We start from the raw sequence: 11,658 nt of genomic DNA, 5'->3' as shown, positions 1-11,658 counted from the left end.
GCATTCCTGGCCGTGGTTCTGGGTTTTTGCGCAGCACACGCATTCGACCGATCCACGGAGCGGTGTCGTGCGTCGCCATCACATGTATGACCAGACCTTTCAGCGCGCCTTCAAACGTGCCGTAGAACAAGCAGGCATCACGAAGCCCGCCACACCGCACCCTCCGCCACTCGTTCGCGACGGCCTTGCTCCGCAGCGGTTACGACATTCGAACCGTGCAGGATCTGCTCGGCCATTCCGACGTCTCTACGACGATGATTTACACGCATGTGCTGAAAGTTGGCGGTGCCGGAGTGCGCTCACCGCTTGATGCGCTGCCGCCCCTCACTAGTGAGAGGTAGGGCAGCGCAAGTCAATCCTGGCGGATTCACTACCCCTGCGCGAAGGCCATCGGTGCCGCATCGAACGGCCGGTTGCGGAAAGTCCTCCCTGCGTCCGCTGATGGCCGGCAGCAGCCCGTCGTTGCCTGATGGATCCAACCCCTCCGCTGCTATAGTGCAGTCGGCTTCTGACGTTCAGTGCAGCCGTCTTCTGAAAACGACAAACGATGTCAGAATAGAGTTAAATTTCCTATTGATTGACATATTCCGTCAAAGGTAATAGATTTCATCCTGACACTTTTGCCTTTGGAGGCATCTTGCAAGGTCAACGCATCGGCTATGTCCGCGTCAGCAGCTTCGACCAGAACCCGGAACGGCAATTGGAGGGTGTTCAGGTGGCGCGGGTGTTCACCGACAAGGCTTCTGGCAAGGACACCCAGCGTCCCGAGCTGGAAAGGCTGCTGGCCTTCGTCCGCGAGGGCGACACCGTGGTGGTGCATAGCATGGACAGGCTGGCACGCAACCTTGATGACCTGCGCCGCATCGTCCAAGGGCTGACACAACGGGGCGTGCGCATGGAGTTCGTCAAAGAAGGGCTGAAGTTCACCGGCGAGGACTCACCGATGGCCAATCTGATGCTGTCGGTCATGGGAGCCTTCGCTGAGTTCGAGCGCGCCCTGATCCGCGAACGTCAGCGCGAGGGAATCGTGCTGGCCAAGCAGCGCGGTGCCTACCGGGGACGAAAGAAATCGCTGAACAGCGAACAAATTGCCGAGTTGAAACGGCGAGTTGCGGCAGGCGACCAAAAAACCTTGGTGGCCCGTGACTTCGGCATCAGCCGCGAAACCTTGTACCAGTACCTGCGGGAAGACTGACCATGCCACGCCGCTCAATCCTGTCCGCCACCGAGCGCGAAAGCCTGCTGGCACTGCCAGATGCCAAAGACGAACTGATACGGCACTACACGTTCAACGAAACCGACCTGTCGGTGATCCGTCAGCGTCGCGGCGCCGCGAATCGATTGGGCTTCGCTGTGCAGCTTTGCTACTTGCGATTCCCTGGCACCTTTTTGGGCGTCGATGAGCCTCCGTTTCCGCCCCTGTTGCGCATGGTGGCCGCGCAACTCAAGATGCCAGTGGAAAGTTGGAGCGAGTACGGCCAGCGCGAACAGACACGGCGGGAGCACTTGGTCGAGCTGCAAACGGTTTTTGGGTTCAAGCCCTTCACCATGAGCCACTATCGGCAAGCCGTGCATACATTGACCGAGCTGGCCTTGCAGACCGACAAAGGCATCGTGCTGGCGAGCGCACTTGTCGAGAATCTGCGGCGGCAGAGCATTATCCTGCCCGCCATGAATGCCATCGAGCGCGCAAGCGCCGAGGCCATCACCCGTGCCAACCGACGCATTTACGCGGCGCTGACCGATTCTTTGTTATCACCCCACCGTCAGCGCCTGGACGAACTTCTCAAGCGCAAGGACGGCAGTAAAGTGACGTGGCTGGCATGGCTGCGCCAGTCGCCTGCCAAACCGAACTCTCGCCACATGCTCGAACATATTGAGCGCCTGAAATCCTGGCAAGCACTTGATCTGCCCGCAGGCATCGAGCGGCAGGTTCACCAGAACCGCCTGCTCAAAATCGCTCGTGAAGGTGGCCAGATGACGCCTGCTGATCTGGCAAAGTTCGAGGTGCAACGACGCTATGCCACGCTGGTAGCGCTGGCCATCGAAGGCATGGCCACCGTCACCGATGAAATCATCGACCTTCACGATCGCATCATCGGCAAGCTGTTCAACGCGGCCAAGAACAAGCATCAGCAGCAGTTCCAGGCTTCCGGCAAGGCGATCAACGACAAGGTGCGGATGTATGGGCGCATCGGTCAAGCGTTGATTGAGGCCAAGCAAAGCGGCAGCGATCCGTTCGCCGCCATCGAGGCCGTTATGCCCTGGGACACCTTCGCCGCCAGCGTCACCGAAGCGCAAACATTGGCGCGGCCTGCCGACTTTGATTTCCTGCACCACATCGGTGAAAGCTATGCCACGCTACGCCGCTACGCGCCGCAGTTCCTGGGCGTGCTCAAATTGCGGGCTGCGCCCGCCGCCAAGGGTGTGCTCGATGCCATCGACATGCTGCGCGGCATGAACAGCGACAGCGCGCGCAAGGTGCCCGCCGATGCGCCAACCGCATTCATCAAGCCGCGCTGGGCAAAGCTGGTTCTGACCGACGACGGCATCGACCGGCGTTACTACGAGTTATGCGCCCTGTCGGAGCTGAAGAACGCGCTGCGCTCCGGTGATGTCTGGGTGCAGGGTTCTCGCCAGTTCAAGGACTTCGACGAATACCTGGTGCCGGTCGAGAAGTTCGCCACTTTGAAGCTGGCCAGCGAATTGCCGCTGGCAGTGGCCACCGACTGCGACCAATACCTGCATGACCGGTTGGAATTGTTGGAGGCGCAACTCGCCACAGTCAACCGCATGGCTGCGGCCAACGACTTACCGGATGCCATCATCACCACCGCGTCAGGCCTGAAGATCACGCCGCTGGACGCGGCAGTACCAGACGCCGCGCAAGCCATGATCGACCAGACAGCTATGCTGCTGCCGCACCTCAAAATCACCGAGTTGCTGATGGAGGTCGATGAATGGACGGGCTTCACCCGCCACTTCACACACCTGAAGACCAGCGACACGGCCAAGGACAAAACCTTGCTGTTGACGACGATCCTGGCCGACGCGATCAACCTGGGTCTGACCAAAATGGCCGAGTCCTGCCCTGGCACCACCTACGCCAAGCTGTCTTGGCTGCAAGCCTGGCACATCCGCGATGAAACCTATTCGACGGCGCTGGCCGAGCTGGTGAATGCGCAGTTTCGGCAACCCTTCGCCGGCAACTGGGGTGACGGCACCACGTCATCGTCGGACGGCCAGAACTTCAGAACCGGCAGCAAAGCAGAAAGCACTGGTCATATCAACCCGAAGTATGAAAGCAGTCCAGGACGGACTTTCTACACCCATATCTCCGACCAGTACGCGCCCTTCAGTGCCAAGGTGGTCAACGTGGGCATTCGTGATTCAACTTACGTGCTTGATGGCCTGCTGTACCACGAGTCGGACTTGCGCATCGAGGAACACTACACCGACACGGCAGGCTTCACCGATCACGTGTTTGGCTTGATGCATTTGCTGGGATTTCGCTTCGCGCCGCGTATCCGTGACTTGGGCGAAACCAAGCTATTCATCCCCAAGGGCGATGCCGCCTATGACGCGCTCAAGCCGATGATTAGCAGCGACAGGCTGAACATCAAGCAAATACGCGCCCATTGGGATGAAATTCTGCGGCTGGCCACCTCCATCAAGCAAGGCACGGTAACGGCTTCGCTGATGCTGCGCAAACTCGGCAGCTACCCGCGCCAGAACGGCTTGGCCGTGGCGTTGCGCGAGCTGGGGCGCATCGAGCGCACGCTGTTCATTTTGGATTGGCTGCAAAGCGTGGAGCTGCGCCGCCGCGTCCATGCGGGGCTGAATAAGGGCGAGGCGCGCAACGCGCTGGCCAGGGCGGTCTTCTTCTACCGATTGGGTGAAATCCGCGACCGCAGTTTTGAGCAGCAGCGCTACCGGGCCAGCGGCCTCAATCTGGTGACGGCGGCCATCGTGTTGTGGAACACGGTATATCTGGAGCGTGCCACCAGTGCTTTGCGTGGCAACGGCACGGCGCTGGACGACACATTGTTGCAATATCTGTCGCCGCTGGGGTGGGAGCACATCAACCTGACCGGCGATTACCTATGGCGCAGCAGCGCCAAGGTCGGTGCGGGGAAGTTTAGGCCATTGCGACCGCTGCCACCGGCTTAGCGTGCTTTATTTTCCGTTTTCTGAGACGACCCCAGATTGTCGTCTATGGCTGAAATCAACGAGTCTGGCGTGTACCGATAGACCAGCGAATGCACTCTAGTAGCGTCGATGCCGGTGACTCGGTAATTGAGATCCAAAGAGCGACTTTCTGAAATGCCGTTCCATCTGACCATACTGGTGACGGGGCCAAAGGGCGCTCGCTCGATCTGGCTTGCCAGGCTTGTTGTGGTGCCTGCTTGTGTCGTTGCCACCTCGATGACGTCACCGGCTAAATCACGGGTGTAGGAAACCTCACGACCACTGGGATACGTGATCTTCGTGATGAGGCCTGCACCATCGTATTGGTACTGGGTAGTAAGGCTCTGCCCGTGGGTTTCCCAGGTCTCGTAAGCCAACCATCCTTCGGGTGTATAGCCATATCTCCGGACACCGTTGCCATCATCGACTGAGGTCAAGCGGCCCATGCCGTATGGTGAGGTTGCTTCGTCGTACCCGTACAGAATTGGCGATTCGCCAGCGACACCGCTGGATGCCTCGATGATCCGGTTCAGCGCGTCGTAGCTGTAGCTTGTGGTTTGTCCCTTGGCCGTCTTGCGCGTTGCCACGTTACCGGCTTCGTCATAGGTAATGTCGGTGGTGCCGGTGTCCGGGCTCCGGACCTGAGTCACTTCGCCAAAGCCGTTGTAGCTGTAGTAGGTCAGGCGCGAACGAGGGTCGGAGACACGGTAAACATCGCCGGTATCCTTGTAGAGCACCTGCGTGACCTTCCCGAGTGGATCGGTCGTTTGTGTCCGGTGATGGAAGCCGTCGTACTTGTAGGAGTGTGTGTTACCAGAGGGACTGGTCTCCTGTATCAGGTTTGCCACCACATCGTAGGAAAACGATGACTGATTGCTATAGGCGTCGGAGACACTGGAGAGCCAGCCGATTTCGTTGAAGATCCGGCGCTCTATCCAACGGGTCTGGCCCAGCGCATCGAGCAGTCGCTCTTCTACTGGGTTCCCGAGGTCATTGAGCTCAAGCTCGCGCCGGTTGCCCTGTGCATCTGTTTCCGCCACCAGCCGATGTGCAGCGTCGTACTCATAGCTGACGGTTGCACCATTTGGCTTAGTCAGCGAGCTCAGGAGGCCCACAGCATCATAGTTGTAGGCCGTGGTTCCTTCTGGTCCAGTGGAGCTGACAAGTCTTCCTCTGGCGTCATAGGTGAGGGTTTGGGTTACACCGTTGACGCCCTGAATGGTCCCGGCGCGACCGTTCGCGTCGTAGTCACCAAACTGCATCACCTGCCCCAGCGCGTTTGTTGTCCGGATCAGGTTGCCCTGGTCATCGTAGTCAAATGTCGTAACATCGCTGACGTCGGTGCGCGGACCATCAACCGAGGCCAACAGGCTCGGCTTTCCTGTACCAACAGGGGCATAGGTGTAGGTCCATGTCCGGGAAGCGCCCGAGCTGCGATCTGTGACCTTGCGGCTTATCACCCGGAGATGAGTGTCGTAGGTAAGCTCAGTGATCCTGGTTGGTTCCGTGATTTTTGCAGGGAGCGACTTGGAAGGAAGCCAGTCGGTCGTAACCTTGCCCCCATCCTGGTCTATCTGGGTGGTTTCCAATCCCCGGTCGTTATGGGTGAACGTGCGCTTCTGTCCAGCACGATCTGTAATGCTGGAGACGAGGCCTTTGCTGTCGTAGACGTAGGTTTCCTTGCCTCCCACAAAGCCGGTACACGGCGCACCCTCAACAACATCAGGCTTGAGCATCCCGTTGTGACGGCTGTAGGTATATCGCTGAACGTGGCCGAGGGCGTTGGTGACAGAGACGCTTCCGTCAGCGTTGTAGCTTACCTGAGTCTTCTCTGCGCCCCCGGCGTGTTCACTTAGAACTGCCATCCCCTGAGCATCATATCCCCATGTGGCGAAACGGTTGCCGTTCTCGTCCACCAGCCCAGAGAGCAAACCCGGTGCATTCGGGTCATCGTAGAGATAGCTGCGGCTCGTATTGTCCTGGTAGATCACTTCCGCCAGCTTGCCAGCGCTGTTGTACTGGTACTGAATACTGCCACCAGCAGGATCGGTGACACTGACCATGCGGCCATCTTGATGCTGGAACTGGATGTTGCGGCCAAAGCCGTCAGTGATCGAGGATAGCTCTCCGTTCAGATAGCTCAGGGTGATGTGATTGCCGTTGGGCTTCTCGATGCCGGTCAGTCGTCCGGTTTCATCATAGGCCTCGACTACCCCGTCAGATTGAGTGTAACGCCAGCCGGTAGCATCCTTCGTCAAGGTATCATCGGTTTTCCATGTTGGCACCCAGACAGAGGACGAGTTGTAGAACGCGAGTTGTTGCCCTTCTGGCCGGTGCAGGACAACCATGTTCTCACCGTACTTCGAGGCGTTGACCTCGACGCTCCGCGAGTAGGTATGCCGCCAGCCGCCGAGCTCTTCATCAGGAAGGTGGCTATTGTAGTATCTGGTGAATGTGAAAGGGTCGGAGCCTCCGCTTTGATAATCCAGTTCAGCCTGGAACTTGTTGCCGGTGCCAAGATGGATAGGGTTCCCTACACACATGGTCGTTGTTGGTAAGCCGAGATCCCTGTCCAGGAACGGTGTTTTATCCATCTCACCCGGCAGAACATAGGTTGAGCGCCAGTAGACCGTAGCTGGGTCGCCAGTGCAGGTAGTGGGGTCATAATCGCCAGTAGCACCTAGATACTTAAAACAGATCCTGGAGACATAACGGCCATCACCATAACTGGCAACCGGATAAAGCGCATCCCCAACTGGCGTTCCCTTCCCTTGCTCCTCACCAGAGCGATAATTCTTCATGAAGGAATGCGCGTCTATGATGGTGTTGAAGCGCATTTTGTCTACTTCGGTGCTCACGGCTACAACCCGCCATTGTGCAAAAGCAACGCATGGCAAAGTTGCGAGCACCACAACGGCCAATGACCGCAGGTTTCGCATCAGTAAAAGGGAAGGTCTCGATCTCATTTACAGCTCCAGTTTTTATGCTGGAGCTATTTTCAGGTGGGAGAGTCGTTATCAACGACTGCGTTTTTGCCCTTTTAGGGTATGAATACGTGATTTGGAGAGGTTGTGTATTCAGAACAAATGAGAAGCAGGTTACTCATTTCGCTCAAACACTGTGACAAGAACACGTTTTTGGTTGTCGTCGTTGATCACCATCAGGTACTTGAACTTGGAATCTCTATGGCCCCAGACTTCCACGTTATCTACGCGGCCATACTTTCTGGCTTTATGGCGAGCCACTTTCTCGTCAAAGGGTTGAACCTGTAACTCTGGATGCTGGAGGCGACCAACGAGTGAGGCCCACGGTTTTTTAGGGTCTCCAGAGGTTATCCGGGCCTGATACTGATCGATGGCATGTTGAGTAACAAGGACGGGACCAATGGCCGGTGTAGAGATTTCGTCATGGGTTTGAGTATAGGCTTGCTTGTCCACATCGAGGAGCTCAACGTTGCCCTCACCCGGCTCATCCATAAACTCCATGCTCTGCGAAACTTCAATAGTAGCGCCCTTTAAACGTCCAGTGAGGCAAGCCGCAAACTTGAATGCAAACTCCTTGGTGGATTTGCCCAGCGCCAGCTTTTTAATCGCACCTTTGGATACCACCAGCTTGTAACCAGCACCAGCACCTGGCTCTCTGCAAAAAACCTGTTTGTCCAGCGCCAGATAGCGAATGGCTACGAGCTCAGCCAAAAGATCTGCCTCCTCGTTGTCAAAATCAATACGAACATCAAGGATGCCTTTCCGTTTTGTACCAACGCGCCAGAATACAAGGGCTGAATTATTAGAAGTTTTCTTCGAGACAGTAGTCAGTGTCATCATGGTCTATTTCTCCATTATCGGGATAATGGTCGGCATCGCCGCCAGCACCCCTATTCGTTAGGGTTCATTTAGATGCTACCACGGGTTTTAAAAATGCAACCCCTAGTGCCACTCTATTTGTGGTCCCAAGTATTTTTATAAGCTCGGGCTAGGCGTTTCTCTATCACTTCTGACAAATTGCAACCATCGACTTCTGCCAACCGCTTCAAAATCCTGTGGGCTTTATCGCTTATAGTTATGCTTTTACCAACACCATATCCCCTTCTGCGACGTTGCCTAATTGATGTCCCGAGTTTATTGATTTGCTCTGCTGTCAGATATTTATTAATCCATTCAGTGAGTTCTGATGGTGATCGCCCCATGCTGTTCAGGCTGTCCACGGCTTCAAGTTTCTTATCGAATGGGACGTCACGCCAGAAAGCTGGGCGCGAAGCAGCTCTGAGGAGATAGATCGCCGTAGCCTGAGCATCTTCATTGGATACTTTCAAAAAAACACCTTTACCGTTACATGTCACACCAACTTCATCGTGACATGTAACACTTCAAACTGCAAGTATAAAAAAAGGCCAGCTATTGCTGGCCTTTACGTTCATTATCGCAGTTACTCTTTAGGCGTTGTGATGCTTTTTTTCCTTCTGTTTCTCATGGTAGAGATACAGACTGCCGCCAGTGACGACAGTGAAAAAAATGAGCAACCCCAACATGCCTAATGTGAAAGCGTCCATTTGACCCCCTTAGGAATTGCTGACCTTGGTTAAGATTATACCATAGATCCACAGGATAACCCCAATGACCAACACCAAACCGGCTTCTTTGACGGTTATAGTGTCCCCAGATACAGCCAATCCTACAATACCGACACCGATGGCTGTTACGGCGACCTTACGCAGGTCTTCACCGATAGCTCCCAGAGTCTTCTTGTCAGGAGAGAAAAGACGCACAAACCACGTCTTAATACGCAAAAACTTTTTCATGATTACCTCCATAGTTGAAGAGGAGGCGAATCATGCCCGAGAGGGCATGAACACCCCCTCAGGGTTAAAGTTTTAGGCAGACAAAGCTGTTGGCTTCGCCTTGTTCATCTTCATTGAGTTAATGATCTTCGTCGCTTCATCAGCAAACGGGCCAGTAACTTGGATAGGCTCCCTTCTTGCGAAGGAGGCTGTCACCATCATTCTCTGGCCGTGCATCAGATGACGATACCGAGACCGCATAAGCTCAACGTAGGCCGCAGAGTCCCCCTCCCACCCCTCAGGGGGAGAAAAGGGGCACACCGCGTCGTTACCAGGCGTTGTATCAACCTTCGAGACATCAATGACGGCCATACTCAGCTCTCCTTCTCGCAATGAAATCGCGCAGGTAGCGAGCATTCGGGAAACCGAGGCTTCCCTGACTCATCAGGACATCGTTCCAGTCAATCCCTTTCGCTCTGGGCGGGATCGGGAGTTTAGGCAGCAGGACGTACACACGAATGCCGCGCTTCTCCAGCTTGGCTTTCAGCACGTTCGCTGACTTCTCACCAGTCACAGACTTATCTTTGTCAGCCCAGATCAGTACGGTGTGAACACCTTCTGGAACCTCGAAGGACTCCATCAGGGTCGCATTGACCGTTGACCAAACCGGGATTTGAGTGACTCGATAAGCTGACAGGGCTGTTTCCAGCCCTTCTGCAACACCCAGGATACCCTCAGTCGGTTCACCGAGGCGGATGGCCGCGCCATTGACATCCAAACCGTCAGGAATGGGCATCATCTTCTTGGCGTTGCCGACCTTGGCTTTTTTACCGTTTTGGGTGAGATAGGTGCGGTGGAGCGTTACCAGGTTGCCTTCCACATCTCGGATAGCGCAGACGATAGCCGGGAATTTCCCAACTTCATTGCCATCTTCGTCGTAGTAGGCCATAGCCGGATTGAACCGCAGACAGTCTGTTTTTTCTACTTCATCAACCTTGAACAGAAGCTCGCGGTTTTTGAAGTACAGACGCATTGGCTCAGTCACATGACTGGAGAACGGCAAACACTCGTTCCATACCTTCTCGATTTTCTCACGGAGACGAGCACTGTAAGCGCGTTCGCGCTCCATTCTCTTCTCCATTTCTTCTTGGAGCTCAAGCAGCCAAGGCTTAGGTTGTTCACGAAACATCGGAACAACTTTCGGCTTGTTTTCGCTGCTTTGCTCTTCCGGTTGTGTGGCCGCATGTTGTACTTGCGGTGCCGGAGCTTCTACCGTGCGGTTGACCACAGGGGCCGACTCAACATGGTGACTCACCGGCTCAACACCACCGTTCGAGCGAGCGCGGAACTGCGTTACCGTAGCGCCGCGACGTTCCACCAGCCAGGTGTTGCGATGCGTTTGCATAGGTTGTTCTCTCACAACATTCCCCTGCTCGTCCTTAACTTCAACGACGACAGTTACAGGCTCGCGCCCGAGGTTTGTCATGACGATCTCATCCCCATACTTGGCTTCACTTTCACCAATGGCTCTTTCAAGATCCACGCCCCAGATGGTGCGTTCCAAACCGCTCTTGTCACGGATGAAGGCAAAGTAGCTGAGCTCGTTGTCTTCGTTATGCTCATAAGGAGCTTTACCGTGGGCAATCAGAGTACCGGCAATGGATTTTTTACGATTCTTGGAATCGAGAACCTTGTTATTCACCTTCATAGGCTCTTGCTGAACAGGCGCTTTGGCCTGGACAGGAGCTCGTGTCGGTGCAGCGGCTTGTTGATACTGGGGTTGCTCTTTCTCAACGCCCAGATAATCACCAACCTCGCTCAGGCACTGTTTAAAGTCCCAGTTATTGAGCCACATCAGCAGCTCAAAACCATCATGATTGGCACCGCATGTATTGCATACGCCGCCACCAGTCAGGTGGGCATCCTTGAACAGTCGGAAGCCATCTTTCCCGCCGTGGATAGGACAAGAAACATGACGACCAGGTTTACGGAGAGCTGGTTCAAGATGGGGCGCTAGGGCCGCCAGGATGAATAGCCAGTTTCCGTTTGCAGCTTCACGAACGGTGTCAGCTTTGTAGTAAGACATAGGTTTTCTCCTTAGCGTGAACCCCAGCATCGAGGCTTCCTTAAACCCCCGTCGCCAGGGTTTTAAGGAAACCCCGACACCGGGAGAATGTGCCAAGGAGGCTCCCCAGCCGGGGAGAACTCCCCGGCGAGGGGTTTAAAAAGGTCGCCCCCGAAACGGAGGCGAATTTTGTGAATATCACAAGCACAAATGAGTGCCATCTTCCGAGGCCATCATGATTGTGACATCTGCGGTTACAGGATCTGACTTAATCACAACCTCAGTGGGTTTGAAAAAGCCATCTACAGTGGGCATGGGGTAATAAAGACGAATCTTTCCCCAATTCTTGTTGTCGGTAAAAGCGACCTTTGTTTGAGCAACACAAAGCTGCAAAAACATGAAAAGGAAGTCTTCTACCGAGTGCTTACCATCTGCACCAAATACTCCATCGACAATTGCCGGGGTCACTGCCACATTGGTCAGGAAACCAGCTTGTTTACCGATGGAAGATTGGTCCACCAGCAGACCATCATTGATGGCTTGTTGACGGATTTGGGCGAGGTCCAATTTAGCTACTTGGTTCATAAGGTGTACTCCAAAGTTAATGGGTACACCTACCCCGTGCGGG

Annotated in this window: 9 protein-coding genes and 1 pseudogene; 3 read left to right on the top strand and 7 right to left on the bottom strand. The window is 55.1% G+C overall.

Annotated elements, in window-relative coordinates:
- The 3 genes and pseudogenes from intI1 to B5P39_RS19755 form a co-directional block, all read left to right on the top strand.
- Positions 1 to 341: pseudogene (gene intI1, locus B5P39_RS19770) on the top strand (class 1 integron integrase IntI1); the annotation flags it as partial.
- Positions 342 to 637: 296 nt separating this feature from the next.
- A complete protein-coding gene (locus tag B5P39_RS19760; protein ID WP_001162012.1) occupies positions 638 to 1,195 on the top strand; it encodes a recombinase family protein in 558 nt (185 codons plus the stop codon).
- Between the two features lie 2 nt (positions 1,196 to 1,197).
- Positions 1,198 to 4,170 carry a Tn3 family transposase gene (locus B5P39_RS19755; protein ID WP_088212681.1) on the top strand — a complete coding sequence of 991 codons (2,973 nt, stop codon included), beginning with the start codon at positions 1,198 to 1,200 and terminating at the stop codon, positions 4,168 to 4,170.
- On the opposite strand, the gene B5P39_RS19750 is transcribed toward B5P39_RS19755, so the two are convergent.
- From B5P39_RS19750 to B5P39_RS19715, 7 genes are all read right to left on the bottom strand, one after another.
- Positions 4,167 to 7,046: a DUF6531 domain-containing protein gene (locus B5P39_RS19750; RefSeq protein WP_170079687.1), complete on the bottom strand. Its 2,880-nt coding sequence runs from the start codon at positions 7,044 to 7,046 to the stop codon at positions 4,167 to 4,169. The genes B5P39_RS19755 and B5P39_RS19750 overlap by 4 nt on opposite strands.
- Before the next feature lie 240 nt (positions 7,047 to 7,286).
- Entirely contained in the window at positions 7,287 to 8,012 is a 726-nt protein-coding gene (locus B5P39_RS19740; RefSeq protein WP_000988732.1) for a hypothetical protein, read from the bottom strand.
- Positions 8,013 to 8,125: 113 nt separating this feature from the next.
- Entirely contained in the window at positions 8,126 to 8,500 is a 375-nt protein-coding gene (locus B5P39_RS19735) for a hypothetical protein (RefSeq protein WP_000868821.1), read from the bottom strand.
- Positions 8,501 to 8,746: 246 nt separating this feature from the next.
- Positions 8,747 to 8,986, bottom strand: coding sequence for a permease (locus B5P39_RS19730; protein ID WP_000714162.1), 240 nt, complete (start codon positions 8,984 to 8,986; stop codon positions 8,747 to 8,749).
- A 72-nt stretch (positions 8,987 to 9,058) separates the two neighbouring features.
- Positions 9,059 to 9,337, bottom strand: coding sequence for a hypothetical protein (locus B5P39_RS19725; RefSeq protein ID WP_000268337.1), 279 nt, complete (start codon positions 9,335 to 9,337; stop codon positions 9,059 to 9,061).
- Complete coding sequence (locus B5P39_RS19720) at positions 9,324 to 11,051, bottom strand: DUF7146 domain-containing protein (protein ID WP_000122923.1); 1,728 nt, start codon at positions 11,049 to 11,051, stop codon at positions 9,324 to 9,326. Before B5P39_RS19720 ends, B5P39_RS19725 begins: the two co-directional genes overlap by 14 nt.
- A gap of 177 nt (positions 11,052 to 11,228) precedes the next feature.
- Positions 11,229 to 11,615 carry a hypothetical protein gene (locus B5P39_RS19715; protein ID WP_001077335.1) on the bottom strand — a complete coding sequence of 129 codons (387 nt, stop codon included), beginning with the start codon at positions 11,613 to 11,615 and terminating at the stop codon, positions 11,229 to 11,231.
- Positions 11,616 to 11,658 lie beyond the last annotated feature (43 nt).

The sequence above is a fragment of the Shewanella sp. Shew256 genome, assembly GCF_002196695.1.
In the GTDB taxonomy this organism is placed as follows: Bacteria; Pseudomonadota; Gammaproteobacteria; order Enterobacterales; family Shewanellaceae; genus Shewanella; species Shewanella mangrovisoli.
Note: the sequence above shows the minus strand (reverse complement) of the source record. Positions and strands in the feature narration are given on the sequence as shown.